Source organism: Ruminococcus sp. XPD3002 (assembly GCA_900119535.1).
Taxonomy (GTDB): Bacteria; Bacillota; Clostridia; order Oscillospirales; family Ruminococcaceae; genus Ruminococcus; species Ruminococcus flavefaciens_H.
Window position 1 is genome coordinate 223,215 of record FPJT01000003.1, and the last position, 26,956, is coordinate 250,170.

Sequence of the window (26,956 nt, forward strand, 5' to 3'; positions counted from 1 at the left end):
ATAGATAAAGGCTCAATTACGATATTGACTATTTCGGAAATATGGGGTATAATATTATCAATACCATTTATAAGGAGATATTAAGCTATGAGTGAATCATGTACAAAACAGGATTGTGCGGGATGTCCAAGCGCAGGCAACTGCGGAAGCAAACCCGAGAGCTTCCTTGAAAAACCAAATCAGATGAGCAACATCGGCAAGGTCATCGGCATTGTCAGCGGTAAAGGCGGAGTTGGTAAAACTATGGTTTCTTCTCTGCTGGCTGTTTCCATGCAGCGTCTCGGCAAGAATGTCGGTATCCTCGATGCTGATATAACAGGTCCCTCTGTACCGAAGGCTTTCGGTATCCATGGTAAGGCTGATGCATGCGAATTCGGCATCATCCCGACAAAGAGCAAAATGGGCATCGATGTTATGTCTATCAACCTTCTCCTGGAGAACGAGTCCGATCCCGTTGTTTGGCGCGGTCCCGTTATTGCAGGCGTTGTAAAGCAGTTCTGGACAGACGTTATCTGGAAGGACGTTGACTACCTTTTCGTTGATATGCCTCCGGGAACAGGCGACGTTCCGCTGACTGTTTTCCAGTCATTCCCTGTTAACGGCATCGTTATCGTAACATCTCCGCAGGAACTCGTTTCCATGATCGTTGAGAAGGCTGTAAAAATGGCTCAGCTCATGAATATCCCGATTCTCGGAATCATCGAGAATATGAGCTACTACGAGTGTCCCGACTGCGGCAAGCGTCACAGCATCTACGGCGAGAGCCATATAGACGAGATAGCTGCACAGTACAACATCCCCGTACTTGCAAAGCTTCCTGTATGCACTGATCTGGCTAAGCACTGCGATCAGGGTACTATCGAGCTTTTCGAGGGCGACTGGCTCAACGAGGCTGTTGAAAAGATAGCTGACATCAGTAATCAGTAATCAGAAAGCAGAAATCAGAGCACAGAAAGTAGTAGGGGCGCACAGTGTGCGCCCTTTTTAATTCGTATTTATACCGTTTGACTGTAGGGGCCGCCTTTGGCGGTCCGCAGATAAACGGAATAAATGAATAAAGAATATTGAATAGTGAATAAATGATAATTGTGGTATCGCCTTGCGGCGATGTATTTAAAAAGGTAACATTTTGTAGGGACGGCCATTGGCCGTCCGCATTATCTAATATATAAGGTCAACAAGAAAGGACCGCCAAAGGCGGCCCCTACAGGCTTATGGCTTAGAGGGCGCACACTGTGCGCCCTTACTGCTTTCTACTTTCTGATTTCTGATTACTATTTACTCCCGCCACATTTTGCGGTAAGAAAAACAGGTTATGTTCTCTGCCTTCTTGAACTGCCTTGCGAAGTAGCTCTGGTCGTTGAAGCCGCAGAGATGCGCTATCTCCTCAACAGACTTGTCCGAGAACCGAAGAAGCTTCTTGCCGTACTCTATCCTTGCGGCTATTATCTGCTGGAATATCGTCCTGCCGTAGATTTTCTTGTACTCCCTTGTAAGGTAGTATTTGCTTATGTAGAACTCCGAGGACAGTCCCTCAAGAGTGATAGCTTCGTTGAAGTGGTCATCGATAAAGGCGTTAACTGCCGCAAGCTTCTGCTTCAGCGCGGAATCGTTCTGGGAGGAGTCACTGCTCTGGGTAAGTGCGATAGTGAGTATGTCCATTATGAGCTTGGAGGATATAACTTCCGCATTTGATAGCTTCTTCTCGTTGGTCTCGATAAGCTCATTCACCGCTGATACTACCTTGTCGATGAATGAGGGACGGAAAACGTTTCTGTTGTCTGCGATGTAATAGTCGTAGTACTCCGCCGAAGTCGCTCCGCCGAAGCACACCCACATAACTTCGGTATGCTCGTCCTCACTGTTGACGGTATAGCTGTTGGCGCAGTCGATGAAGAAGCAGTCGCCCTTGGTCAGAGGGTAGCTCCTGCCGTTTAGGACAAGCTCGGCATTTCCGCCGCTTACCGCACATATGAGGAAAAGTCCCTCTTCATCTTCGCCGCCGCTGAGGCTTCCCGACTTCATGCATCCCGTTTCCTGAACGTAGAAAAAAGTGCGTTTCGTCTCGGGACTCGGTGAGTTCTTTATCCTTTTTGATATCTGGTTATGTGTAGTCATCGGCTCATTGCTAACCATTTTCACTGCTCCTTTTCAAGAAGTGTCACATATGTCACTCAGAAGGGAACGCCCTCTCTTGCAGGGCGTTCCCTCTTTCAAAACAGTCCACCGGACTGTTTTGAAATTCACCCTTTGCTGAGCGCTTCGTATCGCAGGGCTCTGCCCTGCAACCCGCCAAAGGCTCTGCCTTTGGAATCCGCTAAAGGGATGGTATCCCTTTAGAATCCCCGAATTTATGGTTTCAGGCTTTTGGGACACTCTCAATGAATGCTTTGCATTGTTTATACCACAAAAGCGAAGCGCTGCGGTATAATTGCCCGATTTGCGTACCTGCAAGGGAATTCAGATAAAATATAATGAATGCTTTTCATTCATTATACCACGTTTTTCTTCGTTTGTCCATAAAAAATGAAAAAATATTGCTTTATAATGGACATAATATTGCTATGTTTCAACATTCAGACCTCCCTTTTTCTCTTATTTTGACCAGTTTATTCTCGCCTTCATGGATAATATCTGCTTTTTCCACTGTTGCAATGGTTCATTAAATGTGTTATAATATCTTTATCCAAATGGAGGTGTAACTATGTATGACAACGGTTTGATTTTCTGCGCTGTTACCGCAGCCGCTCTTGACCTTTGTATACTTATTCTTATTATTGCTTCTTACAGGGAAAAAAGTTCGTCCAGAAAACGCTGGAAAAGCTTCTCTTCCGATATGGAGCTCTTTGAAAACGGCAGGTCCTATTATCTCGGCTGTGATGAGGTACTTATCGGACGTCACGGCTCGGCGGATATAAGGCTCCACGATATGTCCGTATCGCGCTATCACGCCATTATGACCATTACAGACGGAGTGTGGACTATCACGGATATCGGCTCGAAATCAGGCATCTACGTCAACGGACGTCCCGTGAAGCAGAAAAAGCTCCACGAAAACGATATCATTACCCTCGGAAGTCGACGTCTCGTATTCAGGAAAAGGAGGGACAAGAAGAAATGAGCAATCCCTTCTCTTACATTTTCTCATGTCTGTTCGTGCTTATAGCTCACGCAGGTATGCTTGTAAACGTCTTTTTCAACGGCAAGGAGGTCGATACCAAGGAATTCGTCATCCTCTGCGCCGCTGTGCTGGGACTCGATATCATCTACTACTTCGTGATGCTGTTCTATAAACAGCACACCTATACCGTGGATTTCATGCTACTGCTGGTACTGAATATGAGCGTCATATTCCAGTCCTGTTTCGGCGGAGTCCACCTTTCCATGAAGCACTACATCACCTGTATCGTATCCCTTATCGCAAGCCGTGTGGGATATCACCTCGTCAGGGACCACAGGTGGATACAGTCCAAAAAGAAGTACGTCTGGGTATGCATCGGCATCATGATGGGCGTTATCGTACTCTTTACGGGAAGCCGCAGTATGTGGATAGACCTCGGATTCATGACCATACAGCCTTCCGAGTTCATAAAGCCCCTTCTGGTCATTGCCTGCGCTACTTCTATTACCGAACAGCAGAACAAACACAAATTCCTGCAATTCAACATCGTGTGGGAGAACATCATCCTCTTCGGTATCACCGCCGCAGTATGTCTGCTCCAGTGGTGGTGCAGGGACCTGGGAAGCATCCCGACTTTTGCCGCTATCTACGCCGCAGGCTTCCTTCTCAGGATATGCTACCCCAAGGCTAAGTTCTCCAACAAGACTCTTATCGGCGCAGGTGCGGCAGTACTCATCGCCGCAGGCATCGGCATCTATCTTGCTCCCGATTACGTCCGCGCACGTCTCTTCGTCAATATCTGGGACGATACTACGGGCAACGGTTATCAGCAGTCCCAGGCGCTTATCGCTATCGCAGAGGGCGGCTGGCTGGGAAAAGGTCCCTCAAACGGCTTCCTTCACGAGGTCTTCGCATATGAGAGCGACATCGTTTTCGCTACTATCTGCGAGGAATGGGGACTTGTTATCGCTCTTATGACTGTAGTTGTGATACTCCTTATCGCAGCTTCTCCACTGATAAATCCTCCCCTCTCCTACTTCCACGGAACTCTCTGTGCAGGTGTCTGCGCCGCTTTCACGGTACAGATGGCACTTAACATTTTCGGCTCTTGCAACCTCATCCCCTTTACGGGTGTTACTATCCCATTCATCTCAATGGGCGGAAGCTCAATGGCTACAAGCGGTATAATGGCAGGTATGCTCACCGCCGCTCAGAACCCTGTTTTCGCGAAAATGAAGTCCGCTAAGCCGAAAAAGCAGAAAAAAGTTACGGGAGGTCAGCCTGCATGAAAAGTATCAGACGTACTCAGAGCGTTATAACTCTTTTCCTCCTTGTTTTCATCGGCGGAATGGCTCTGCTGGTTTACAAGATAAACAAGGAAGCTCCCTTCTACATGATGCACTCGGACAATCATCAGCTTGGCAAGGTCTATGACCGAAATGGCGACGTGCTGTTCGATGCGGCAGGCACAGGCTACGACGAGAACCACTTCCTTGACGTGGGCAACCTCATCGGCGACGATAAGGGACAGATGGAAAATACCCTCGTTGCACAGAATATCGACAAGCTCAACAACTACAGCTTCTCAGAGGGACTTGTGAAAGAGGGCGGAAAAGCCGCTATCTACACTACCCTCGACCACGCCGCTAACCGTGCAGTCTATAACGCCTACATGGGCGCAAAGGGATGCACAGTGGCTTACAACTACAAGACAGGCGAACTTCTTGTCTGCACCAGTCTCCCCTCTATCGACGTTACAAAGGGATATGCCAATATCGGCGAGCTGGAATCGGGTACTCTCATCTCAAAGGCTATGTACGGCACAGTCCCCGGCTCTACCCAGAAGGTATCTACCGTCATTTCGGCGCTGGAGATAATGGGACCTGACCGCCTCTTCTCCAAGACCTACAATTGCAGCGGTCAGTACATGAACCGCTCGGGCAAGCCTATCGACTGCCACCAGTCCTACGGTCACGGCGACCAGAACATACAGCAGGCTGTTGAAAACAGCTGTAACCCCTTCTTCGCTCAGCTTGTGGAGGATCCCGACCTGCCTCTCGGCAGACTTAAGGACATGTACAGGAAGCTCGGCTACGCAGTGAACGACGATAAACCGCAATATATCGACATCGACGGCATACAGTGCGAAAAGGCTTCAACTACCCTCACCGATTCCTACGACTTCAATACACAGTGGGGATGCATCGGTCAGGGCGATACACTTGTAAGTCCCATGCAGCTTATGATGTGGCAGAGCGCTATCGCAAACGGTACAGGCAAAATGACCATGCCCCACCTCATCGACCACGTTACGGACGTCTACGGCAATACCACCGAGACCGCAAAGACAAAGGAAAGTGCTCAGTTGTTCACTCCCGATACCGCCGAGACAGTAAAGCGCATACTCCTTACCAACGGCTCGAACCACTACACAGGTTCCATAAGCGGATATGTACTCGGTATAAAAAGCGGTACGGCACAGGTCAAGGAAGGCGCCGAGGAGAATGCTCTCCTTGTGGGATTCGTCAGCGACGAGCGCAATCCTATCGCTTTCTGCGTTGTACTTGAAAACAAGTACAGCACCCCTGTTTACGCCGAACAGATAGTAAAAACTCTGCTTGATTCACTTTGCAGCTGATATGTCACAATATACAAATAATAGAAAAAAGCTTGTACGATTTAAACAAAATTAACATATTTCTCTTGTAATCTCTCCTATTTTATGTTATAATATAACCATAATATTTAAACTCTCTTTTGGGAGAGTCTAAAGGAGGAACCCATTTATGAAAACAACTATCACAGCTAAGAAAATGCAGATCCCACAGAATTTTACTGAATACGCTGAGGAAAGAATAGATACAAGACTCAGTAAGTTTTTCGGCGATGATGCAGATGCTAAGATCGTAATGGCAGAGGTGAAAAATCAGATAGAACTGGAGCTTACCGTTAAATACAACAGCATTATTTTCCGTGCAGAGCGCTCGGCTGAAGATAAATCAGTTGCCCTCGACGATGCTATAGATAAGATCATCAGACAGATCCGCAAGAACAAGACAAAGGTCGAGAAGAAGCTTAAGGATACAGCTTTCAAGGATGCCTTCGCAGAGCCTGTTGACGAGATCGCTGATTACGAGGTCATCAAGCGCAAGAAGTTCAAGATGCGTCCTATGGATGTGGACGAGGCTATCCTTCAGATGAACATGCTCGACCACGAGTTCTATATGTTCACTAACGCTGACACTGGCGAGATAAACGTTGTTTATAAGCGTGATGACGGTAACTACGCCGTTCTCGAACCGGACACTCAGTAATGTTCATCCCATTATTACAAAATGCGGGACTTTTTCAAGTCCCGCATGTTTTTTCTTTAATATCATAAAAGCGAAGCGTTATGATATTATTGTCCGATATGCAGGGAGCAGATCAGAGATCTGCGTATCTGCAAGGACATTCAGATAAATATATAATGAATGCTTTTGCATTCATTATATCATAAAAGCGAAGCGTTATGATATAATTGTCCGATATGCAGGGAGCAGATCAGAGATCTGCGTATCTGCAAGGACATTCAGATAAATATATAATGAATGCTTTTGCATTCATTATATCCATATTATATTCTAAAATAATGCTTTAAGGAGTGGTCACCATAGTTTTCAGTTTATACCAGATGCTCTGGTTCTTCGTCATCTATTCTTTCTTCGGCTGGTGCCTCGAGGTAGTGTATCAGGCTGTGGAACACGGTGTATTCATCAACCGCGGATTTCTTAACGGTCCGTATTGCCCTATCTACGGATTTGGTGTCATTACAGTCATCATTATGCTTTACCCCCTTCGCAATAACATCCTCGTCCTTTATGCCGGATCTGTTCTGCTCACTACCGCTATTGAGCTTGTGACCGGCTTCTTTCTGGAGAAGATCTTCCACCAGCACTGGTGGGATTACTCCGATCAGCCCTTTAACTTCAAGGGCTATATCTGCCTGAAATTCTCACTGTTGTGGGGTGTCGCCTGCCTCGTCACTATTAAACTCATCCAGCCATCCGTTGATGCTTTCGTGGATAAGCTGCCGGAAAAACCCGGCATCATTCTGCTATCTGTGTTCTATATCGGCTTCGCAAGCGACTTCATCATCACAGTTATGGCTATAATGAATATTAAAAAGCGGATCATGCTGCTTGAAGACATCTCAGGTGAAATGCGAAAGATCTCAGATGCCACCGGTGAACGTATTTTTGATACTGTCGAGGAAATACGCGATAAGAGAGATGAACTCAGTCAGAAAAATGCTGAATACCGCAAGCGAATGGAGGAACTAAGAGAACGGTATCGCTCTGAATGGGAAAAACGCGGCTACAGTATGAAACGTATCCAAAACGCCTTCCCAAAACTAAAGCTTGTAAATTCCGAAAACTTCCGACAGCAGCTTGATGAATTACGCTCACGTGTGAACAATATAAAAAACGAAAAAAGGCATTGAGTATTTTACAGAGTGCAGGCACATAATTTGTTTAGCTAAATTTATATAAAAAAGCAAAAAAAGTTGACAATTCCGCGCTCTCTATGGTATAATCTGTACAAGGAGAGATTTCTCCAGAAAATACTGCGAAAGAGGTGGGTATAATGTTAAAACGATTACTGTCATTGGCTATGGCTTCTGCATTGTGCCTGTCAGGAAGTGCGTTCACCGCGTCGGCGGCTGAGGAGTCGGATGTGCTCGATTTCTACCATTACATGAGCGACTACGATTCCCTTTCGGAACTGACAGATACTACCGACGTCCTGTTCGAGGGAGATCAGGCTTTTATCACTGTGCCCTCATTATATTACTATAAAGACGTCGATAAAATAAACAATTTCCTCCCGGGCATAACTTCCGACGGTAAAACCTATATGGACTATGAGGTGAAATGCTTCGGTTCGGCTGAGGAGTCCCATAAATACGACCTTCTTACCAAGGACGAGTACTTTGAAGAGACCTATTATCTCACGAGAGCTGCTGCATACGTCCTTGTTACGGCTAAGTCTCAGGGTACACTGACTGTCGAGCTCGACATTACCTCTGCATACGGCGTCAACCCGTGGTTCTTCAACCTGACAGTCGGTGAGGACGGTAATTTCGTCAAGGAATACACTAATGATCCCCCTGTCAAGGGCGATGTGAATACAGACGGCAAATTCGATATTTCCGACGTTGTAATGCTGCAAAAATGGCTGGTCGGTTCTCCCGATGCAAGTCTTTTCAACTGGACTGCCGCTGACCTTCGCAAGGACGGCAGGCTCGATTCCTTCGACCTGGCATATATGAAAACTTACCTGACAGGCGGTCTGAAAACCACTGATATAACGACCTTCGGTATGTCCCCTTCAAAGGATAACGTTCAGGAGTTCTGGGACAGTAAAATGCCTCTGGTGTTAAAGAACAGCACTGTCGATAAGCTGTATAATATCACTCCGAAAGAGATAACGGATAAGTACGGTTTCCGTCTTTACAAGTTTGAAGATAACTACGAGACATATATCGAGTATAACGACTCGGTTTATCTGGTTGGAGCAGGTATAGGCGGCCGCGGTACCGTATCTTTTGCAGTTGCGGATATAGATATGAACGGTACTGATGAACTGTATTTCACTTACTCCTACGGCTCGGGACTTCATATCGTCGATATCGGCGTTTTCGACCTGTCAACCATGAAATGGGGTTCTTTCTCCTCACAGTTAAAAGATCTGATCACAGTTATTGAGACTCGTGAACTTACATTTGCAGTAAAAGACAATAAGCTTGAAGTTTACACAGCAAAGATACTCAAAGCCGATTCCGTAAACATGCAGACAGCTCCCGATAAACTGCTCGGCGAGATCACATTAAAAAACGGCAGGATCTGCTTTGACTCAATTAAATGACACATATAACGAGGGGAGCCCTTTGTAAGGGTTGTACTCATATAGCAGCTTTATATGTAATTATCGGGGGCAAACCTTTCTGAGGAAAGGTTCTTCCCCCGTACCCCTTTTCCAAAGACTTTTTGCTCCAAATTTTCAGCCTGATATATCCCTTAAAAAAAATTGCTGCTTATCATACATAGCAGCAAAGGGATATATCAGGCTGAAAATTTAAGGCGAAAGTTTTAGGAAGGGAGTTTGAGGGAGAACCCTTTTTCAAAAGGGTTTCCCTCAATATCACGTGTAAAAACTTCTATAAGGGTACCGTCCTTATAAGGACTCCCCTATTATTTTCAGAATCGTTAAATTTTTAGCCTAAGCATGTACGCGCACAACTCAATCGTTCTTCTCGGATGAAAGAAGGCTTCTCAGCTCTGCAAAAAGTGCAAGGTCGTCCGCAGTGAGCTTCAGATTCGAGATGATCGTCTGTCCCTCGGGAGTTGTTACCTTCATTTCAAGTATGCTGTCCTCTTTCATTGCGCCTGCTGCTGCGGAAAGAAACGGTCCGAACTTCGGATGATTATTGCGGAAGCTTTCAACAAGCGGTTTGAGCTTTAATACTGCCATTGGATTTATCATTTTTTACACCTCATATTATTGCTTTTGCATTCATTTACTCCGTCAAAAATGTGTTGATGCATCAGGGAACGCCCTCTCTTGCAGAGCGTTCCCTCTTTCAAAACAGTCCACCGGACTGTTTTGAAATTCACCCTTTGCTGAGCGCTTAGTATCGCAGGGCTCTGCCCTGCACCTGCCAAAGGCTCTGCCTTTGGAATCCGCTAAAGGGATGGTATCCCTTTAGAATCCCCAAATTAACAGTTTCAGGCTTTTTTGATACTCTGTAATGAATGCTTTGCATTCATTATACCACATAAGCGCAGATATTGCAAGTCTCAATCCTTTGAAGGCAGGATACGTCTCAACACGAACTGCGCACAGAGTCCCGTGAAAAGGCCTGCAATACAGCCCGATACGAAAAGTACCGGAGCATAGGCGAGTACGGCGGCAGTACGTGTCATTATAACCGCCATTGTAAGCTGTCCCGTATTGTGGAAAACAGCTCCCAGTATACTGCAAAGCCATAGGTATTCCGCAGGTATGATACGTTTCAGCAGAAGCATACCCACAAGACACAGCAGCGCACCTGCAAGACTGTATATCACCGCCGAGAAATTGGCACTGAAAAACGCTCCCAGAAGTACTCTTGTAAGCACCATGAGCAGTACCTCTTTCCCCTTGAAACGGTACACGCCGTAGGCCGTGAAAATGTTCGCAAGTCCCAGTTTTACGCCGGGTACAGGTGAGAGGTTCGGCAGACGAAGCTCCACTATGAACATGATGAGCGCCGCCGCAGTAAGAAGGGATAGCTCGGCAAGTTTTTTCGTCCTCATTGGCTGTCCTCCTCTGCAAAACGGATAACAAGACGGTGAGGCAGACACACTACGGGTATGGTCTCGGAGCGGAGAACTCCCGTCTTTATGCAGGTATGGTCGGGACAGTCCGCATCGGATATGCAGATAGTACCGCCGCTGATAGTTACCGTATTATAGCCGCCGTCGGGACTGTCGATATTGAAGCTCCTGTCCTTTTCCGAGGCAAGGTCGAGGGTATAGATGACTTCGCCGTTCTGTACTATCTCGACTGTCTTCCTGTCTGCCTGTCGGTTGAAAACGAACATCGCCACAACTGCTGCCGCAAAGAGGATGACCGTAATAACAAGCACTATTTTTACACCTTTAGGCAACCGATATCACCTCCGCAGGCATATTGCTGACATTGCGGAAATGTCCCGAAAGTTCGGGAGTATACAGTATCTGTCCCTCATCGGTCACAAGTATCATATCGAAGCCTTTGTCGTTCTGCCAGTAGCTTACCGCCTTTTCCGTACCTGCCGCAAAGAGTGCCGTTGAAAGCGCATCGCACATGATGCCCCTGTCCCCTATTATGGTCACGGAAACAAGTCCGTTATCTGCGGGACAGCCATCCTTCGGATCGATTATGTGCCAGTAATTGTTGCCTTCGTCGTCGGTGAAGTACCTTTCGTAGTTGCCCGAGGTTATGACAGCCTTCTCGTCTATCTCTACGATGCACATGTCCGTATCGGGTGCAAAAGGGTTGACTACCGCAACGGACCAGTCCGAGCCGTCGGGCTTTTTACCTATCGCCTGAACGTTTCCTCCGAGGCTTACTATTGCGGACTTCACGCCCTCTTCCCTGAAAATCTCCATTACAGCGTCACTTGTATAGCCCTTTGCAAGTGAGCCGAGGTCTATCTGCATATCCTCCGGCACGGTAACGCTGTCGCCGTTAACGGTTATCCTGCTGTAGTCCACATCCGCAAGGAGCGAATCGATAGTCTGCTTGTCGGGGACCTTGTACTCTCCCGTAGTGAATCCCCACTCCTTAAGGACCGGATAAATGCTTATATCAAGGTCGCCGTCGGTAAGTCTGCCGTACTCTATGCCTGCAGCGATTATAGAAGCGGTATCGGGACTTACAGTAAGTGCATTTCCGTTTGCATTATCTAACTTATAGACATCACTTGAGGGCGATGTAACGTCAAGCATCCCCTCCAGTTCGGTAATCCTGTTTGTCGCCGATGTGAGAGCTTTCTCTGCATTGTCTCCGTATGCTTTAAGCGTCATGTAGGTGTCCATAGCGAAAAGGTCGGCTGTATGTGCTTCCGACGCATTTTTCACAGGTGACTGCTGACTGCATCCCCACAAGGACGCTCCCAGCATACAACAGACAAGAGGTATTATTTTTTTCAGCATATATCTTCCTTTCATCCCAGCAGCACTTCGCTGTTAGTGCCGTAGAAAATATCGTCCCTGCCTGAGACTTTTTTGCAGAATTCCTCGATAAGCTCCCAGTTATTGTGGATATCGAATTCGTAGCTGTGTCCCCAGAGACAGAAATATATCGGTTCTTCTCCGTCATATGAGAGGAACTCATCTGTCAGTCTTTCAAGGTCCTCGTAGTTATGGTGACATGTTGCGCCGAAGGCAAGAAGGTCGGTCTGATGTCTGAAATCGTGAACGTCCTCGCAGGTGCGGCTGAACTTTATCCCGCACTCCCCTGCAACACGCATTATCAGTTCACTGAACTCGCCGTAGGGGTAAGCCATGCCCTGTATACTGCATCCGAAAAGCTCTTCAAGTGCGGACTTGTCGTCCATTATCTCATGGCGGAGCTCATCCTCGGGCATATCGATTATGTGAGGATGTGTAACACAGTGAACGGCTATCTCATGTCCCTTATATACGTCCCTAACCTCGTCTCTGCGGAGTCTTCTTATGGCAAGTCCCTTGTCGGTAGTCCAGTCACCGTTGCCGCTCATGAGACCACTGTTGAGGTTGAAGGTCGCTTTCAGACCGTACCTGTTAAGTATCTCTGTGAATCTTATGTCCTGTGCAATGCCGTCATCGTAGCTGAATGTAAGGGCTTTTTTCTTACCGTTCCACATACTATCCTCTCCTTAATTCCAGAACCATGAATACATCTGAAAAGATGCTGTCGTTGTACTTTTCCGTATCTTTGAATCCTGCCGCACGGTACAGCTTTACTGCACGTTTGCTGGTGGAAAGCGAATGAAGGTATATTTTTTTGTATCCGAGCTTCCTTGCATTTTCTATAGCAGTTTCCAGCAGTTTTCTGCCAAGTCCCATGCCGTGGTATTTCTCCAGAAGGTACAGGGATTTCAGTTCGCAGTCCTTATCGTTCATCCGCCTTACAGCAACAGTTCCGATAATATCATCATTGTGTTTCATACACCAGAATCCGTCGAAATGTCCGGGTATATCCTTGTAGAAGCTGTGTCGGCCGTTCAGATCGAGGATACGTCCCGATTCGGGCAGACACTTCTCCAGAAACGCAAACAAGCGGGATCCAAGGCTCGTGTCGAATTCGGTTATAATAAAATTTCTATCCATATTTTATAAAACGACAGATGCCGAAGCAACTCCGTGAACATATAGTCATAAAAATCAGAGGACCGCCAAAGGCGGCCCCTACAAAATAAAGCTGCCGGCCTTATTCTGATTTCTGATTTCTGCTTACTGTGTGGGACGGCGCGGAGGACGCCCCATACACTGCTTTCTGATCTCTGATTTCTTTTTTAAGATCACTTGATGAGGAGTGACTTACCTGTCATTTCAGCAGGCTGAGGTACTCCCATGATATCGAGCATTGTAGGTGCAAGGTCTGCAAGTACGCCGCCCTCTGCAAGCTTAGCGTCAACGCCTACAGCAATAAGAGGTACAGGGTTTGTGGTGTGAGCTGTGAACGGGCTTCCGTCGGGCTCCATCATCTTGTCAGCGTTACCGTGATCGGCAGTGATAAGTGCAGCGCCGCCCTTTGCGAGTATAGCATCTACCATGCGGCCAACGCACTCGTCTGTAGCTTCAACAGCCTTTACAGCTGCATCGAAGATACCTGTATGACCTACCATGTCGCAGTTAGCGTAGTTGAGGATGATAACATCGTACTTGTCCTCGTCGATAGCCTTGCAAACTGCATCGCAAACCTCGTAAGCGCTCATTTCGGGCTTAAGGTCGAATGTAGGAACGTCAGGTGACTTGATAAGGATACGGTCCTCGCCCTCGAACTGCTTCTCCTCGCCGCCGTTGAAGAAGAATGTAACGTGAGCGTACTTCTGAGTCTCAGCGATACGGAGCTGTGTCTTGCCGAGCTTAGCAAGGTACTCGCCCATAGTCATTGTGAGCTGCTCAGGCGGATATGCAACTGATACGTTTGGCATTGTAGCATCGTACTGAGCCATGCAAACAAAGTTTACAGGGAAGAAACCGTTCTTTCTCTCGAAGCCGCTGAACTCGGGATCAACGAATGAACGTGTTATCTGTCTTGCTCTGTCAGGACGGAAGTTGAAGAATACAACGCTGTCATCAGCCTTGATAGTGTCGCCGCCCTCGATAACTGTAGGAAGCATGAACTCGTCAGTTACCTCGTTAGCGTAAGAGTTCTTTATTGCCTGAACAGGATCGGACTCCTTAACGCCCTCGCCGTAAACGAGTGCAGCATAAGCCTTTTCAACTCTGTCCCAGGCGTTGTCTCTGTCCATAGCGTAGAAACGTCCCGAAATAGTAGCTACCTTGCCGAGACCTATCTTTTTGAGCTCTGCAACTGCCTCTTCCATGTACTCTGCAGCAGATGAAGGGGGAACGTCACGACCGTCGAGGAATGCGTGGATGTAAACCTTGTCGAGACCGTTCTTCTTAGCCATTTCAACGATACCGTAAAGGTGCTCCATGTGGCTGTGAACGCCGCCCGGTGAGAGAAGTCCCATAAGGTGGAGAGCGCTTCCCTTAGCCTTGCAGTTCTCCATTGCGCCGAGGATAGCCTTGTTGTTGAAGAAGGTACCGTCCTTGATGTCCTTTGATATCTTAACGAGCATCTGGTATACGATACGGCCTGCACCGATATTTGTGTGACCTACCTCGCTGTTTCCCATCTGTCCGTCAGGAAGACCTACATCAAGTCCGCTTGCGCCGATGATGGTGTTTGACCACTCAGCCATGTATTTGTCAAGATTAGGCTTCTTTGCTGCGGCAATAGCGTTGCCGTATGTATCGGGGTTGTAGCCGAATCCGTCCATGATAATAAGTGCTACGGGTTTTTTTGACATATTAATTATCCTTTCAATAAACATTGCCATTTCAGATAAAGGGCGGAATACTCCGCCCTTTTATGGGTATCTGAAGTTATATCAAACAACTTCTCTGTAAAATACTACGATACAGGTATCTCCTAAAGATACCTTAAAAGAATGGAGCATCCATCCTTCCTCTGCATATTTGTTCAGCAGTTCCTGTAACTGAGTATTGAATTTGGTTCTCGAAGAAAAAGTGCATCCGAATGAATCTACCTTGTATTCGTATTTCATAGTATCCTCGCTTTTGATATCAACCGTTTACAGCAGCCTGTACGATAACGTTGAAGTCCTCAGCCTTAAGTGAAGCACCGCCGATGAGACCGCCGTCGATGTTTGGCTTAGCAAGGAGCTCAGCAGCGTTCTTAGCGTTCATTGAACCGCCGTACTGGATTGTTACAGCGTCAGCAGTTGCCTGATCGTAGAGCTTAGCGAGCTGTGCACGGATGAATCCGCAAACTTCCTCAGCCTGATCGGGAGTAGCTGTAAGACCTGTACCGATAGCCCATACAGGCTCGTAAGCGATAACAACGTTCTTAATCTGCTCAGCTGTAAGTGACCAGAGGTCGAGCTTGATCTGACGAGCGATAACTTCCTCAGTGATGTTGCACTCACGCTCCCACTTGAGCTCACCAACGCAAACGATAGGCTTGAGGCCTGCCTCGAGAGCTGCAACAGTTCTCTTGTTAACTGTCTCGTCAGTCTCGCCGAAGTACTGTCTTCTCTCGCTGTGACCGATAACAACGTACTCAACACCGAGCTCTGTGAGCATGTCAGCAGAGATCTCGCCTGTGAAAGCGCCGCTCTTTTCAAAATGAACGTTCTCAGCACCGATCTTTACGTTGCTGCCTTCTGTTGTGTTGATAGCTGTTTCGAGGTTTGTGAAAGGTACGCAAGCGATGACCTCGATCTTGCCCTCTGCGTTAGCTACGAGAGGCTTGATAGCCTCGAGAAGTGCCTTAGCCTCGGGACGAGTCTTGTTCATCTTCCAGTTACCTGCAATAATTGCTTTTCTTAAATTCTTGTTCATGGTTTATTACTCCTTTTTAGCCGTAAGCCATTAACTTACGTTCTTTTTTATATCGTATGGAACACCGTCAGGGGCGTTCCGCAGTCAGTATTTCAGTGGCGATCAGAAGTGGACAACGTCCTCATCGTCATAATCGTCGTCATCATCATCATCGTCATAGCCGAGTGATTCCCTGTTGACGATGTGGTTGTTGCTTGCGATACGCATGCCCTTCTTTATCGGTGCAAAGCAGAAACCGATAATAATTCCCAAAAGCAGGCTGCAAGCTGCAAGAAGCCATACTGCAACACTGTTTTCTCTTATCTGGTCTGTAAAACTAATCTTTTTCATAAATGATACACCTCATTTATTGCAATAAGGGCGAATATTTCTATCCGCCCTATTATGAATCAATTACTTTTCTGCGATAGCTGCAACGCCCGGAAGTACCTTGCCTTCGAGGTATTCAAGTGAAGCGCCGCCGCCTGTTGAGATGTGGCTCATCTTGTCAGCGAAGCCGAGCTGGATAGCAGCTGTAGCTGAATCGCCGCCGCCGATGATAGTTGTAGCGTCTGCCTGAGCAAGAGCCTCACAAACTGCTACTGTACCCTTCTTAAGAGTTGGGTTCTCGAAAACGCCCATAGGTCCGTTCCAAACAACAGTCTTAGCGTTCTTAGCAGCCTCTGCGAAGATAGCAGCTGTCTTAGGTCCGATATCAAGTCCCATCTTGTCAGCAGGGATCTTGTCAGCGTCAACGTAGTCAACAGAGATCTCAGCGTCGATCGGATCAGGGAATGAAGCAGCGATAGCTGTATCAACAGGGAGAAGGATCTTCTTACCGAGCTTCTCAGCCTTTGCGAGCATCTCCTTGCAGTAATCGAGCTTCTCATCATCAACGAGTGACTTACCGATGCTGCCGCCCTGTGCCTTGATGAATGTATAAGCCATACCGCCGCCGATGATGAGTGTATCGCACTTCTCGAGGAGGTTTGAGATAACGTTGAGCTTGTCAGCTACCTTAGCACCGCCGAGTATAGCAACGAAAGGTCTCTCAGGATCCTCAACTGCATTTCCGAGATACTGGATCTCCTTCTGCATGAGATAGCCTACTGCAGTTTCCTTAACGAACTTTGTAACGCCTGCTGTTGAAGCGTGAGCACGGTGAGCAGAACCGAAAGCGTCCATTACGAAAACTTCGCCGTCAACGAGGTCAGCGAGCTCCTTTGAGAACTCTTCGCCGTTCTTTGTTTCTTCATTGCCGCGGAAACGTGTATTCTCAAGAACAACGATATCGCCGTCGTTCATTTCAGCAACAGCCTTCTTAGCGTTCTCGCCAACAACTGTATCGTCAGCAGCGAATGTTACCTTAGCGCTTACGAGCTCGCCGAGTCTTGCAGCAGCGGGAGCAAGTGAGAACTTAGCCTCAGGACCGTTCTTCGGCTTGCCGAGGTGTGAACAGAGAACTACCTTTGCGCCGTTCTCTACCAGCTTATTGATAGTAGGAAGAGCAGCCTGGATACGGTTATCGTTTGTGATAGCGCCGTCCTTCATAGGTACATTGAAGTCTACTCTTACGAGTACCTTTTTACCCTTAACGTTAATGTCTTCTACAGTTACCTTGTTTAATCCTGCCATTATAATGACATCCTTTCGTTTAAAAATTGACTTATATTAACCGCTGTCATAAAATTAACAGCATACAAATACATTTTACACTATTTCAGAAAATAATGCAAGTGTTTAAGGAATTTTTTTCTGAATAATTTGTAAAATCGTAGCTTTAAGGCTGTTAACCCGATGCATCGTACAAAGAAAAGGCAGCCTATTAAAATAAAATATTTATTTTTCCAAAACCTATTGACAAAATAGTTTTAGCGTGATAAACTATAGACAGTAAAAATCTTCAAACCGTTGAAGCGGAGATAAAGCTGTTTATGGACCTACAGAGAGCCTGCGTTGGTGCGAGTCAGGCGGAATCCCAGTTCAGCAAATGGACCGCCGAGGGCGCAGTCAAAGGGAATCCTTCCCGAGTATTCTGCGACGTATGATGTGCGTCAGTCATCGGGGGTATGACAGTACCCTGCTAAGTGCATGGTCTCTGAACCGTGAATCAAGGTGGTACCGCGGATATCGATTATTCGTCCTTGACAGAAGTTTAATTTCTGTCAGGGACTTTTTTGTTGCCCTGACAGAGAATGATACGCATAGGAGATTTTATACGTATTATCGGGGTGATCTTTCTGAAAACGGATATTCCCCATTTCCTTCTGAAGCTTTACTTTAAATTTTCAGACTGACAGGGTAGTAAAACAAAACTGCATGTTTTATTAATACCTTGAAGAGCTACCCTGTCAGACTGAAAATTTGGGGCAGAAAGTTTTATGAAAGGAGTTTGAGGAAAAACCCTTTTTCAAAAGGGTTTTCCTCAATAACACGTTTAAAAGTTTCCATATGTGTATCACTTTACTACGGAGGTGCATTATTATGAGATTCCAGCCGGAATTCAACAAAGTCAGAGAAATAGCAGCACAGGGAAAATATGATATCCTTCCCGTAAGCTGCGAGATACTTTCGGACATCTGTACGCCTATCGAAGCTATAGCTGCCCTGAAAAACATCTCAACCCACTGCTACATGCTCGAATCGGTAGCAGAAAAGGAAAAATGGGGACGCTATACATTCCTCGGCTTTGAACCCAAGACACAGATAACAGCATGCGGAAGCGACATAACTATCGGCGGACTTACTATGAAGACAGAGAATCCAAGCATCCAGATAAGACAGATACTTTCAAAGTGGAGAAGTCCCAAATTCGACTATCTCCCCTCTTTTACAGGCGGTCTCGTGGGATATTTCTCATACGACTTCCTGGCATATACAGAAAAAAAGCTCCGTATCGAAACAGAGGATACGGAAAACTTCAAGGACGTTGACCTTATGCTCTTCGACAAGGTCATCGCTTTCGACAACTTCAGACAGAAGATAATCCTCATTGCGAATATGTCCCTTGAAGATCCCGAAACAGGCTACAACAAGGCAAAACTCGAACTTCAGCAGATGGCTGACCTCCTCCGCAGCGGCACACGAAAGAAGGAACCTGCGGGACACCTTACCACGGAAGTCACTCCCCTGTTCAACAAGGAACAGTACTGCGAAATGGTCGAGAAGGCAAAGCACCATATCCATGAGGGCGATATCTTCCAGATAGTTCTCTCGAACCGCCTCAGCGCAGGCTTCGAGGGCAGTCTCCTCAACACCTACCGCGTACTCAGAACTATCAACCCTTCACCCTATATGTTCTATTTCTCGGGCACCGATGTGGAGATAGCAGGCGCTTCTCCCGAGACTCTCGTAAAGCTCGAAAACGGCGTTCTCCACACCTTCCCCCTTGCAGGCACCCGTCCCAGAGGAAAGACCGAACAGGAGGACAAAGAGCTTGAAGAAGGTCTGCTGAAGGACGAAAAGGAACTTGCGGAACACAACATGCTCGTGGACCTCGGAAGAAATGACCTGGGCAAGATAAGCCGATTCGGTTCGGTACAGGTGGAAAAGCTCCACAGCATCGAGCGCTACTCACATGTTATGCACATCGGTTCGACGGTCAGAGGCGAGATAAGGGACGAATTCGACGGCCTCGACGCAGTAAGCGCTGTTCTCCCCGCAGGTACTCTCTCAGGCGCACCGAAGATAAGAGCCTGTCAGCTCATTGCAGAGCTCGAAAACAACAAGCGCGGCATATACGGCGGTGCAATCGGTTACATCGACTTCACCGGAAACCTTGATACCTGTATCGCTATACGCATCGCATACAAGAAGAACGGCAAGGTCTTCGTCAGAAGCGGCGCAGGAATCGTTGCCGACTCCGTACCCGAAAAAGAGTATCAGGAGTGCATCAACAAAGCCGCAGCAGTCATAAACGCACTTAAACTCGCAGAGGAGGCTGACTTATGATACTTCTTATCGATAACTACGACAGCTTTTCATACAACCTTTATCAGCTTATCGGGGAGATAAGTCCCGACATAAAAGTTATCCGCAACGACGAAATGACAGTTGATGAGATAGAAAAGCTTGCTCCTGACCGCATAATCCTCTCTCCCGGTCCCGGACGTCCCGAGGATGCAGGCATCATCATCGAAGCCGCACAAACGGTCTGCCAAAGGATACCAACTCTCGGAGTTTGTCTCGGTCATCAGGCTATATGTGCCGCTTACGGCGCAACTGTTACCTACGCAAAGAAGCTCATGCACGGCAAGCAGTCCGTTATCAGCTTCATGAATGACAGTCCCATTTTCAGAGGCATCGACGAAGGCGCTCCCGTTGCAAGGTATCACTCGCTTGCGGCTGACGCTTCCACGATCCCCGACTGCTTCCTCGTTACGGCAGTTGCCGATGACGGCGAGATAATGGCGGTACAGCACAGGGACTACCCCATTTACGGAGTTCAGTTCCACCCAGAGTCTATAATGACTCCCGACGGACGCATAATGCTGAAGAACTTCATAAATCAGTAATCAGAGATCAGAGCACAGAAAGCAGTGTAGGGGCGCTTTCCGAGCGCCCGTTGGTGCAGGTACATATACGATTAAACGATGTGTAGGGGCGCCCTTTGGGCATCCTCGGCAGAGCAATGAAAATGATAATTGGCATTTACGGACTGCCAAAGGCAGCCCCTACGGAATATACCATAAAATACCATTATGTCAGACAGGCAGCAGCTTTCAAGAAAAGCGAAGAAGCCGTAAAAGCTCCCGACAGAGTTGAAGCCGTGATCGTCAAAGTCCGTGATAAAGCGGAAAAATACGGCGCATCTCCCGAAATTGCAGAGACAGTTTACAGAAACATGATAAACGGATTCATCAATATGGAAATGACAGAATATAAAAACTGAAGCCAATATTAAAAGGAGAATCATTATGATAAAGGAAGCAATCGTAAAGATAGTAAATAAAGAGGACCTCACATACGATGAGGCTTATACAGTTATTTCGGAGATAATGTCAGGTCAGACAACTCCCACACAGAACGCCGCTTTTCTCTCGGCGCTCTCCACCAAAAGCACAAAGGCTGAAACGATCGACGAGATCACAGGCTGTGCCGCTGCTATGCGTGACGCCGCTACAAAGTTCGAGAACGATATGGACCTCCTTGAGATAGTCGGCACCGGCGGAGACAACGCCCACAGCTTCAACATCTCGACCACTTCCGCTATGGTCATCGCAGCTTCGGGAATACTCGTCGCTAAACACGGCAACCGTGCCGCTTCATCCTCGTCGGGTACTGCGGACTGCCTTGAAGCTCTCGGCGTGAACATCAGCCTTGAACCCGAAAAATGCCGTCAGCTCCTTGATGAAGTGGGATTCTGCTTCTTCTTCGCTCAGAAGTACCACACTTCTATGAAGTACGTAGGTCCTATCAGAAAAGAACTGGGATTCCGTACTGTTTTCAACATACTCGGTCCCCTTACAAACCCCTCAAATCCGAAATACCACCTCTTGGGCGTGTATGACAGCATACTCCTTGAACCTGTTGCGGAAGTTCTCATGAAGCTCGGTTCAAAGAAGGGCATGGTAGTCTACGGCAAGGATAAACTGGACGAGATATCCCTCTCGGCACCTACCGCAGTATGCGAGTATAAGGACGGCTGGATGAAGAACTACGAGATAACTCCCGAGCAGTTCGGCTTTGAAAGATGCACTAAAGAGGACCTCCTTGGCGGTACTCCACAGGAAAATGCAGAGATAACAAGAGGCATCCTCAGCGGTGACATCAAGGGACACAAGAGAAATGCAGTGCTCCTCAACGCAGGTGCGGCAATATACGTCGGCGGAAAAGCTGACTCAATGGCAGAAGGCGTAAAGACTGCCGCAGACCTCATCGACAGCGGAAAGGCTCTCGGGGTACTCGAAAAGCTCATCGAACTCTCGAACAAATAAGGAGAAAACTATGACAATACTTGACCAGCTTGCACAGCATGCATACGAACGTGTTACAGCCGCAAAGGAGAAAATATCCGCAGATGAGATAAAAAGCATGGCTCTGTCACTCCCCGCAGAAGGATTCGAGTTTGAAAAGGCTCTGAAAAAGGACGGCATCTCCTTCATCTGCGAATGTAAAAAGGCTTCACCCTCAAAGGGCATCATCGCCGAGGACTTCCCCTATCTCCGCATAGCAAAGGAGTACGAAAAGGCAGGTGCGGACTGCATTTCCGTTCTCACCGAACCGAAGTGGTTCCTCGGAAAGGACAGATACCTCCGCGAGATAAGCGAAGCCGTAAGCATCCCCTGCATCCGCAAGGACTTCACCGTGGACGAATACATGATATACGAGGCAAAGCTCCTCGGTGCAAGGGCGGTACTGCTGATATGCTCGATACTTGAAGGTGAACAGATAGAAAGATACATAAAGATATGCGATTCTCTGGGCATTTCCGCACTGGTCGAGGCTCACGACGAAAAGGAGATAGCGACTGCTTTAGCTTCGGGGGCAAGGATAATCGGAGTCAATAACAGAAACCTCTCAGACTTCTCTGTAGATACCCATAACAGCCAAAGGTTGCGCGAACTCGTTCCATGTGATATAATATTTGTATCGGAAAGCGGCGTAAGGAACGCCGAAGATATCAAACTGCTCCGTGAGGCAGGCGCAGATGCTGTGCTTATCGGAGAAACGCTGATGCGCGCGGATGACAAGTCCGCAAAGCTGGCAGAACTGAGAGGTGTAACATGACAAGAGTAAAGATCTGCGGTCTCACAAGAGAATGTGATATCGAGTGTGCAAACGAGATACTGCCCGAATTCGCAGGCTTCGTCTTTGCAGAGGGCAGCAGAAGATGTATCGATGCGGATACTGCCGAAAGGCTCCGCTACTATCTGGATTACAGGATCGCTTCCGTAGGTGTTTTCGTGGATGCAGGTATCTCCTTCATTGCGGACCTCGCCCGCAGGAACATCATCGACCTGATACAGCTTCACGGTCACGAGGACAGCGCCTACATAGCTCATCTCCGTGAGCTTACAGACCTTCCCCTGATACAGGCATTCATCATCAACACTCCCGAGGATATCAAAAGGGCTGAGTACTCAGAAGCCGACCTGATACTCCTTGATTCGGGCAGAGGTACAGGAGAGTCCTTCGACCACTCCCTTATAAAGAATATCACCCGTCCCTACTTCCTTGCAGGCGGACTTACTCCCGAAAATACCGCAGAGGCTGTGAAGCAGTTCTCTCCCTATGCGGTGGATGCAAGCTCCTCGCTGGAAACAAACGGGTTCAAGGATCCCGAAAAGATGCGCGCTTTCGTAAACGCAGCAAGACTATGAAAGGAAAGATAATATGTCATCATCAAAAGGACGTTTCGGAGTTCACGGCGGACAGTATATCCCCGAAACTCTCATGAACGCTATCATCGAGCTTGAAAATGCCTATGAGCACTACAAGAACGATCCCGATTTCAACCGCGAGCTCACTCAGCTCCTTAACGAATACGCAGGCAGACCTTCTCTGCTGTACTACGCCGAAAAGCTCACCCGTGAACTTGGCGGCGCAAAGATATACCTCAAAAGAGAGGACCTCAATCACACAGGCTCTCACAAGATAAACAACGTTCTCGGTCAGGCGCTTCTTGCAAAGAAAATGGGCAAGACTCGTCTTATCGCTGAGACAGGCGCAGGTCAGCACGGAGTTGCAACTGCTACTGCCGCTGCACTTCTCGATATGGAGTGCGTTGTATTCATGGGCGAAGAGGACACTATCCGTCAGGCTCTCAACGTTTACCGCATGAGACTCCTCGGCGCAGAGGTCATCCCCGTAAAGACAGGTACCGCTACCCTTAAGGACGCCGTTTCGGAGGCTATGCGTGAGTGGACTTCACGTATCGATGATACACACTACTGCCTCGGTTCCGTTATGGGACCTCACCCTTTCCCCACTATCGTAAGGGACTTTCAGGCTGTTATCTCAAGGGAATCAAGAGCTCAGATACTCGAAAAGGAAGGCAGGCTCCCCGACGCTGTTATCGCTTGTGTAGGCGGCGGCTCGAACGCTATCGGCAGCTTCTATCACTTCATCCCCGACGAGGGAGTTCGTCTCATCGGCTGTGAGGCTGCGGGACGAGGTATAGATACCTTTGAAACTGCCGCTACGGTCAACACGGGAAGAATAGGCATCTTCCACGGCATGAAGTCCTATTTCTGCCAGGACGAATACGGTCAGATAGCTCCCGTTTACTCTATCTCCGCAGGTCTCGACTACCCCGGAGTTGGTCCCGAACACGCTTACCTCCACGATATCGGCAGAGCTGAATACGTTCCCGTTACGGACGATGAAGCTGTAAACGCATTCGAGTTCCTTTCACGTACAGAGGGAATCATCCCCGCTATCGAGTCCGCACACGCTGTAGCATACGCTATGAAACTCGCTCCGACTATGGACAAGGACAAGATAATCATCATAACAGTTTCGGGCAGAGGCGACAAGGACTGTGCTGCCATCGCCCGCTACAGAGGGGAGGATATCCATGAGTAATATCAGATCCGCTTTCAGAAACGGCAAAGCATTCATTCCATTCATCACCTGCGGTGATCCCGACCTTGAAACTACCGCAAAGATAGTACGTGCGGCTGCCGAGAACGGTGCCGACCTTATCGAACTTGGTATCCCCTTCTCCGATCCTACCGCAGAAGGTCCCGTGATACAGGGTGCAAACCTCCGCGCACTGAGCGGCGGCGTTACCACTGACAAGATATTCGATCTCGTTGCAGAGCTTCGCAAAGATGTCAAGATACCTATGGTATTCATGACCTATGCAAACGTGGTATTCTCATATGATGCAGAAAGATTCATGGCTCGCTGCTGCGAGACAGGTATAGGCGGAGTTATACTCCCCGACCTTCCTTTCGAGGAAAAAGACGAGTTTTCAGCCGTTGCCAGACAGTACGGCATCGACCTTATCTCACTTATCGCTCCGACTTCTGCCGACAGGATTGCTATGATCGCTAAGGAAGCAGACGGCTTCATCTACGTGGTATCAAGTCTCGGAGTTACAGGCGTTAGAAGCGAGATAACCACAAATATCGGCGATATCGTAGAGGTCATCCGTCAGAGCACCGATACTCCATGTGCAGTCGGATTCGGCATCTCGGAACCTGAACAGGCTGCAAAAATGGCTTCATTGTCAGACGGCGCTATCGTTGGTTCGGCAATAATCCGCATCATCGAAAAATACGGCAGGGATGCAGCTCCATACGTAGGCGAATACGTAAAGAGAATGAAGGACGCTGTCAGGTCAGTGGACTGACAAGTTGGTTAAATTATTTTAAAAGATTGATATACTCTTGACAAACGTTCGGAAAAGTGATATAGTAATTTAGTAATGTACAGTTGTTCGTCACTGACGGACGATTTCTCGATTAAGGGTGAACGATTATGAACGACAGATCTCAGCTTATCGTTATAGATTCCAATATTCTCCCCGACGTTTTTACCAAAGTACTTGATGTCAAGAAGCTTATGGCTCAGCGCGGAGAAAAAAGCTTTGCATCAGCCTGCAAGCGTATCGGTATCTCACGAAGCGCCTATTACAAGTATAAGGACAGCGTTTTCTCATACGAGGAGCTGTTCAACCGCAGGATAGTCAATATGTACCTGCTTCTCAGCGACAGTCCCGGAGTTCTTTCATCGGTCCTGGTGTTTCTCCACGATCTGGATGCTAATATCCTCACTGTCAATCAGAGCATTCCCGTTGACGGTGCTGCTGCGGTGAATATCTCTCTCCGCCTTACCGAACAGTCAGAGGCTCAGCTCAATACCCTTAATTCGATAACAGAACTCGACGGCGTTCTGGAGGTCAAACTCCTTTCCGCCGAATAATATCCCGGAGGTTTTTCATTTATGTCAGTTAAATTTGCAGTATTAGGTCACGGTGTCGTAGGTTCGGGCGTCGTAGAACTCTTCTATAAGAACAAAAAGAGTATCGAGAGGCGCGCAGGCACCGAGATAGATATCAAATACATCCTCGATCTGAGAGACTTCCCCGATTCTCCCTATCAGGACAAGTTCACAAAGGATTTCAACGATATCGTCAACGACGACGAGGTAACTGCTGTTGCCGAGTGTATGGGCGGCGTTGAGCCTGCTTTCACTTTCGTTAAGGCTTGTCTGGAAAAGGGTAAGAGCGTTTCAACTTCAAACAAGGAGCTCGTTGCGGAAAAAGGCGACATTCTCCTTGCTGCTGCAAAAGCAAATAACTGCAACTTCTTCTTCGAGGCAAGTGTCGGCGGTGCTATACCGATAATCCGTCCGCTCCACAAGTGCCTTGCAGCTAATGATATTTCCGAGGTTTCAGGTATCCTCAACGGTACAACAAACTTCATCCTCGCAAAAATGCACGACGATTCAATGGACTTCGCTGACGCACTCAAGCTCGCTCAGGAGCTCGGCTACGCTGAAAAGGATCCTACCGCCGATATCGAAGGTCATGACGCATGCAGAAAGATATGCATTATCTCATCTCTCGTTTTCGGCAAGCACGTTTACCCGAAGAGCGTTTACACAAAGGGACTCACTCAGCTTGAACTCTGTGATGTAGACTCCGCTGAAGTACTCGGCTACGCTATAAAGCTCATTGCAAATGTGAGAAAGACTGCCGACGGCAAGATACTCCCGACTGTTATGCCTACACTCGTTTCATTCGATAACATAATGTCAGGCGTAAACGACGTCTTCAACGCTGTTATGGTCAGCGGCGACGGTATCGACAAGGTTATGTTCTACGGACGCGGTGCAGGTAAACTGCCTACTGCAAGTGCCGTACTCGGCGACGTTATCGAGACTATCAAGCAGACAGATACAGAGGTCTCACAGGTCTGGGAGCCTGCTTCCGATGACAGCTTCATCGCTTCCGCAGACGAGTATACTGCAAAGTGGTATTTCCGTGTTCCTCTGGACTGCAAGTCAGTCGGTGAGGGCGCATATACTTCCGACGCAGGCATCTCATTCATCTGCGATAAGGAACTCTCTTTCAAGGAGGCTTCCGCTAAGGCTGCCGAACTTGGCGCCCTCGCTTTCATGCCTGTTATGGACTAACGTATACATAAGTATTATATATTTTCTATCGGGGGAAAACCTTTCTGAGGAAAGGTTCTTCCCCCGAACCCCTTTTCCAAAGACTTTTGCCCCAAATTTTAAGCCTTACAGGGTACTCTCTCATAGT

Annotated in this window: 29 protein-coding genes; 17 read left to right on the forward strand and 12 right to left on the reverse strand. The window is 47.7% G+C overall.

The features are described 5' to 3' along the window. Positions 1–87 precede the first annotated feature (87 nt). Complete coding sequence (locus BT127_RS03950) at positions 88–927, forward strand: Mrp/NBP35 family ATP-binding protein (RefSeq protein ID WP_075423728.1); 840 nt, start codon at positions 88–90, stop codon at positions 925–927. A 351-nt stretch (positions 928–1,278) separates the two neighbouring features. Here BT127_RS03950 and BT127_RS03955 read toward each other — a convergent pair whose 3' ends face one another. Beyond that, positions 1,279–2,136 (reverse strand): AraC family transcriptional regulator, encoded by an 858-nt coding sequence (locus BT127_RS03955; protein ID WP_075423729.1) that lies wholly within the window; start codon positions 2,134–2,136, stop codon positions 1,279–1,281. A gap of 568 nt (positions 2,137–2,704) precedes the next feature. On the opposite strand from BT127_RS03955, the gene BT127_RS03960 reads away from it, so the two are divergent. From BT127_RS03960 to BT127_RS03985, 6 genes are all read left to right on the forward strand, one after another. Continuing rightward, the gene (locus BT127_RS03960; RefSeq protein ID WP_075423730.1) at positions 2,705–3,121 is read left to right on the forward strand and encodes an FHA domain-containing protein; all 417 of its coding nucleotides are present in this window, start codon (positions 2,705–2,707) and stop codon (positions 3,119–3,121) included. Continuing rightward, the gene (locus tag BT127_RS03965; RefSeq protein WP_075423731.1) at positions 3,118–4,410 is read left to right on the forward strand and encodes an FtsW/RodA/SpoVE family cell cycle protein; all 1,293 of its coding nucleotides are present in this window, start codon (positions 3,118–3,120) and stop codon (positions 4,408–4,410) included. Before BT127_RS03960 ends, BT127_RS03965 begins: the two co-directional genes overlap by 4 nt. Then, positions 4,407–5,759, forward strand: a complete 1,353-nt coding sequence (locus tag BT127_RS03970) for a penicillin-binding transpeptidase domain-containing protein (protein WP_075423732.1) — start codon at positions 4,407–4,409, stop codon at positions 5,757–5,759. Before BT127_RS03965 ends, BT127_RS03970 begins: the two co-directional genes overlap by 4 nt. Before the next feature lie 148 nt (positions 5,760–5,907). After that, entirely contained in the window at positions 5,908–6,435 is a 528-nt protein-coding gene (hpf, locus tag BT127_RS03975) for a ribosome hibernation-promoting factor, HPF/YfiA family (RefSeq protein ID WP_075423733.1), read from the forward strand. A 359-nt stretch (positions 6,436–6,794) separates the two neighbouring features. Next, a complete protein-coding gene (locus tag BT127_RS03980) occupies positions 6,795–7,604 on the forward strand; it encodes a putative ABC transporter permease (protein WP_075423734.1) in 810 nt (269 codons plus the stop codon). Positions 7,605–7,747: 143 nt separating this feature from the next. Beyond that, the gene (locus tag BT127_RS03985; RefSeq protein ID WP_139275399.1) at positions 7,748–9,028 is read left to right on the forward strand and encodes a dockerin type I repeat-containing protein; all 1,281 of its coding nucleotides are present in this window, start codon (positions 7,748–7,750) and stop codon (positions 9,026–9,028) included. A 375-nt stretch (positions 9,029–9,403) separates the two neighbouring features. On the opposite strand, the gene BT127_RS03990 is transcribed toward BT127_RS03985, so the two are convergent. The 11 genes from BT127_RS03990 to BT127_RS04040 all read right to left on the reverse strand — a co-directional run bounded on the left by BT127_RS03990 (position 9,404) and on the right by BT127_RS04040 (position 17,379). Beyond that, the gene (locus BT127_RS03990) at positions 9,404–9,646 is read right to left on the reverse strand and encodes a hypothetical protein (protein WP_075423736.1); all 243 of its coding nucleotides are present in this window, start codon (positions 9,644–9,646) and stop codon (positions 9,404–9,406) included. A gap of 314 nt (positions 9,647–9,960) precedes the next feature. Further along, positions 9,961–10,458: a Gx transporter family protein gene (locus tag BT127_RS03995; protein WP_075423737.1), complete on the reverse strand. Its 498-nt coding sequence runs from the start codon at positions 10,456–10,458 to the stop codon at positions 9,961–9,963. Beyond that, entirely contained in the window at positions 10,455–10,811 is a 357-nt protein-coding gene (locus BT127_RS04000) for a NusG domain II-containing protein (protein WP_075423738.1), read from the reverse strand. The genes BT127_RS03995 and BT127_RS04000 overlap by 4 nt, the downstream gene beginning before the upstream one ends. Continuing rightward, entirely contained in the window at positions 10,804–11,841 is a 1,038-nt protein-coding gene (locus tag BT127_RS04005; protein ID WP_075423739.1) for an FAD:protein FMN transferase, read from the reverse strand. Before BT127_RS04005 ends, BT127_RS04000 begins: the two co-directional genes overlap by 8 nt. Positions 11,842–11,852: 11 nt before the next feature. Further along, positions 11,853–12,533 (reverse strand): polysaccharide deacetylase family protein, encoded by a 681-nt coding sequence (locus BT127_RS04010; RefSeq protein WP_075423740.1) that lies wholly within the window; start codon positions 12,531–12,533, stop codon positions 11,853–11,855. Between the two features lies 1 nt (position 12,534). Continuing rightward, positions 12,535–12,999, reverse strand: coding sequence for a GNAT family N-acetyltransferase (locus tag BT127_RS04015; protein WP_075423741.1), 465 nt, complete (start codon positions 12,997–12,999; stop codon positions 12,535–12,537). Positions 13,000–13,190: 191 nt separating this feature from the next. Continuing rightward, positions 13,191–14,711, reverse strand: coding sequence for a 2,3-bisphosphoglycerate-independent phosphoglycerate mutase (gpmI, locus tag BT127_RS04020; protein ID WP_075423742.1), 1,521 nt, complete (start codon positions 14,709–14,711; stop codon positions 13,191–13,193). An 81-nt stretch (positions 14,712–14,792) separates the two neighbouring features. Beyond that, complete coding sequence (locus BT127_RS04025) at positions 14,793–14,969, reverse strand: DUF4177 domain-containing protein (protein WP_082334887.1); 177 nt, start codon at positions 14,967–14,969, stop codon at positions 14,793–14,795. 19 nt (positions 14,970–14,988) lie between these two features. After that, positions 14,989–15,765: a triose-phosphate isomerase gene (tpiA, locus tag BT127_RS04030; RefSeq protein WP_075423743.1), complete on the reverse strand. Its 777-nt coding sequence runs from the start codon at positions 15,763–15,765 to the stop codon at positions 14,989–14,991. 102 nt (positions 15,766–15,867) lie between these two features. Continuing rightward, the gene (locus BT127_RS04035) at positions 15,868–16,095 is read right to left on the reverse strand and encodes a hypothetical protein (RefSeq protein WP_075423744.1); all 228 of its coding nucleotides are present in this window, start codon (positions 16,093–16,095) and stop codon (positions 15,868–15,870) included. Between the two features lie 63 nt (positions 16,096–16,158). Next, the gene (locus BT127_RS04040) at positions 16,159–17,379 is read right to left on the reverse strand and encodes a phosphoglycerate kinase (protein ID WP_075423745.1); all 1,221 of its coding nucleotides are present in this window, start codon (positions 17,377–17,379) and stop codon (positions 16,159–16,161) included. A gap of 849 nt (positions 17,380–18,228) precedes the next feature. Between BT127_RS04040 and trpE the strand changes: the two genes are divergently transcribed. From trpE to BT127_RS04090, 10 genes are all read left to right on the forward strand, one after another. After that, positions 18,229–19,695, forward strand: a complete 1,467-nt coding sequence (gene trpE / locus BT127_RS04045) for an anthranilate synthase component I (RefSeq protein ID WP_075423746.1) — start codon at positions 18,229–18,231, stop codon at positions 19,693–19,695. After that, complete coding sequence (locus BT127_RS04050) at positions 19,692–20,258, forward strand: anthranilate synthase component II (RefSeq protein ID WP_075423747.1); 567 nt, start codon at positions 19,692–19,694, stop codon at positions 20,256–20,258. Before trpE ends, BT127_RS04050 begins: the two co-directional genes overlap by 4 nt. 122 nt (positions 20,259–20,380) lie before the next feature. Continuing rightward, positions 20,381–20,635, forward strand: a complete 255-nt coding sequence (locus tag BT127_RS04055) for a chorismate mutase (protein ID WP_318257141.1) — start codon at positions 20,381–20,383, stop codon at positions 20,633–20,635. A gap of 25 nt (positions 20,636–20,660) precedes the next feature. Further along, on the forward strand, positions 20,661–21,680 hold the full coding sequence (gene trpD / locus BT127_RS04060) for an anthranilate phosphoribosyltransferase (RefSeq protein WP_075423749.1): 1,020 nt from the start codon (positions 20,661–20,663) through the stop codon (positions 21,678–21,680). A 10-nt stretch (positions 21,681–21,690) separates the two neighbouring features. Continuing rightward, on the forward strand, positions 21,691–22,473 hold the full coding sequence (gene trpC, locus BT127_RS04065) for an indole-3-glycerol phosphate synthase TrpC (RefSeq protein ID WP_075423750.1): 783 nt from the start codon (positions 21,691–21,693) through the stop codon (positions 22,471–22,473). After that, positions 22,470–23,066, forward strand: a complete 597-nt coding sequence (locus tag BT127_RS04070) for a phosphoribosylanthranilate isomerase (RefSeq protein ID WP_075423751.1) — start codon at positions 22,470–22,472, stop codon at positions 23,064–23,066. The genes trpC and BT127_RS04070 overlap by 4 nt, the downstream gene beginning before the upstream one ends. Before the next feature lie 13 nt (positions 23,067–23,079). After that, entirely contained in the window at positions 23,080–24,270 is a 1,191-nt protein-coding gene (trpB, locus tag BT127_RS04075; RefSeq protein WP_075423752.1) for a tryptophan synthase subunit beta, read from the forward strand. After that, the gene (gene trpA, locus BT127_RS04080; protein ID WP_075423753.1) at positions 24,263–25,042 is read left to right on the forward strand and encodes a tryptophan synthase subunit alpha; all 780 of its coding nucleotides are present in this window, start codon (positions 24,263–24,265) and stop codon (positions 25,040–25,042) included. The genes trpB and trpA overlap by 8 nt, the downstream gene beginning before the upstream one ends. 128 nt (positions 25,043–25,170) lie before the next feature. Next, positions 25,171–25,614, forward strand: a complete 444-nt coding sequence (locus tag BT127_RS04085; RefSeq protein WP_075423754.1) for an ACT domain-containing protein — start codon at positions 25,171–25,173, stop codon at positions 25,612–25,614. Positions 25,615–25,635: 21 nt separating this feature from the next. Beyond that, on the forward strand, positions 25,636–26,829 hold the full coding sequence (locus tag BT127_RS04090; protein WP_075423755.1) for a homoserine dehydrogenase: 1,194 nt from the start codon (positions 25,636–25,638) through the stop codon (positions 26,827–26,829). The last annotated feature ends 127 nt before the right edge of the window (positions 26,830–26,956 follow it).

What these genes read in the sequence shown, in the direction of transcription:
- trpE (WP_075423746.1), top strand. Translation starts at nt 18,229, where the DNA reads ATGAGATTCCAGCCGGAATTCAACAAAGTCAGAGAAATAGCAGCACAG.
- BT127_RS04010 (WP_075423740.1), bottom strand. Translation starts at nt 12,533, where the DNA reads ATGTGGAACGGTAAGAAAAAAGCCCTTACATTCAGCTACGATGACGGC.
- BT127_RS03955 (WP_075423729.1), bottom strand. Translation starts at nt 2,136, where the DNA reads ATGGTTAGCAATGAGCCGATGACTACACATAACCAGATATCAAAAAGG.
- trpB (WP_075423752.1), top strand. Translation starts at nt 23,080, where the DNA reads ATGTCATCATCAAAAGGACGTTTCGGAGTTCACGGCGGACAGTATATC.
- gpmI (WP_075423742.1), bottom strand. Translation starts at nt 14,711, where the DNA reads ATGTCAAAAAAACCCGTAGCACTTATTATCATGGACGGATTCGGCTAC.
- BT127_RS04005 (WP_075423739.1), bottom strand. Translation starts at nt 11,841, where the DNA reads ATGCTGAAAAAAATAATACCTCTTGTCTGTTGTATGCTGGGAGCGTCC.
- BT127_RS04025 (WP_082334887.1), bottom strand. Translation starts at nt 14,969, where the DNA reads ATGAAATACGAATACAAGGTAGATTCATTCGGATGCACTTTTTCTTCG.
- BT127_RS03995 (WP_075423737.1), bottom strand. Translation starts at nt 10,458, where the DNA reads ATGAGGACGAAAAAACTTGCCGAGCTATCCCTTCTTACTGCGGCGGCG.
- BT127_RS03980 (WP_075423734.1), top strand. Translation starts at nt 6,795, where the DNA reads ATGCTCTGGTTCTTCGTCATCTATTCTTTCTTCGGCTGGTGCCTCGAG.
- tpiA (WP_075423743.1), bottom strand. Translation starts at nt 15,765, where the DNA reads ATGAACAAGAATTTAAGAAAAGCAATTATTGCAGGTAACTGGAAGATG.
- trpC (WP_075423750.1), top strand. Translation starts at nt 21,691, where the DNA reads ATGACAATACTTGACCAGCTTGCACAGCATGCATACGAACGTGTTACA.
- BT127_RS04050 (WP_075423747.1), top strand. Translation starts at nt 19,692, where the DNA reads ATGATACTTCTTATCGATAACTACGACAGCTTTTCATACAACCTTTAT.
- trpA (WP_075423753.1), top strand. Translation starts at nt 24,263, where the DNA reads ATGAGTAATATCAGATCCGCTTTCAGAAACGGCAAAGCATTCATTCCA.
- trpD (WP_075423749.1), top strand. Translation starts at nt 20,661, where the DNA reads ATGATAAAGGAAGCAATCGTAAAGATAGTAAATAAAGAGGACCTCACA.
- BT127_RS03950 (WP_075423728.1), top strand. Translation starts at nt 88, where the DNA reads ATGAGTGAATCATGTACAAAACAGGATTGTGCGGGATGTCCAAGCGCA.
- BT127_RS04085 (WP_075423754.1), top strand. Translation starts at nt 25,171, where the DNA reads ATGAACGACAGATCTCAGCTTATCGTTATAGATTCCAATATTCTCCCC.
- hpf (WP_075423733.1), top strand. Translation starts at nt 5,908, where the DNA reads ATGAAAACAACTATCACAGCTAAGAAAATGCAGATCCCACAGAATTTT.
- BT127_RS03965 (WP_075423731.1), top strand. Translation starts at nt 3,118, where the DNA reads ATGAGCAATCCCTTCTCTTACATTTTCTCATGTCTGTTCGTGCTTATA.
- BT127_RS04055 (WP_318257141.1), top strand. Translation starts at nt 20,381, where the DNA reads ATGATAATTGGCATTTACGGACTGCCAAAGGCAGCCCCTACGGAATAT.
- BT127_RS03970 (WP_075423732.1), top strand. Translation starts at nt 4,407, where the DNA reads ATGAAAAGTATCAGACGTACTCAGAGCGTTATAACTCTTTTCCTCCTT.
- BT127_RS04070 (WP_075423751.1), top strand. Translation starts at nt 22,470, where the DNA reads ATGACAAGAGTAAAGATCTGCGGTCTCACAAGAGAATGTGATATCGAG.
- BT127_RS04015 (WP_075423741.1), bottom strand. Translation starts at nt 12,999, where the DNA reads ATGGATAGAAATTTTATTATAACCGAATTCGACACGAGCCTTGGATCC.
- BT127_RS04040 (WP_075423745.1), bottom strand. Translation starts at nt 17,379, where the DNA reads ATGGCAGGATTAAACAAGGTAACTGTAGAAGACATTAACGTTAAGGGT.
- BT127_RS03990 (WP_075423736.1), bottom strand. Translation starts at nt 9,646, where the DNA reads ATGATAAATCCAATGGCAGTATTAAAGCTCAAACCGCTTGTTGAAAGC.
- BT127_RS04090 (WP_075423755.1), top strand. Translation starts at nt 25,636, where the DNA reads ATGTCAGTTAAATTTGCAGTATTAGGTCACGGTGTCGTAGGTTCGGGC.
- BT127_RS03985 (WP_139275399.1), top strand. Translation starts at nt 7,748, where the DNA reads ATGTTAAAACGATTACTGTCATTGGCTATGGCTTCTGCATTGTGCCTG.
- BT127_RS03960 (WP_075423730.1), top strand. Translation starts at nt 2,705, where the DNA reads ATGTATGACAACGGTTTGATTTTCTGCGCTGTTACCGCAGCCGCTCTT.
- BT127_RS04035 (WP_075423744.1), bottom strand. Translation starts at nt 16,095, where the DNA reads ATGAAAAAGATTAGTTTTACAGACCAGATAAGAGAAAACAGTGTTGCA.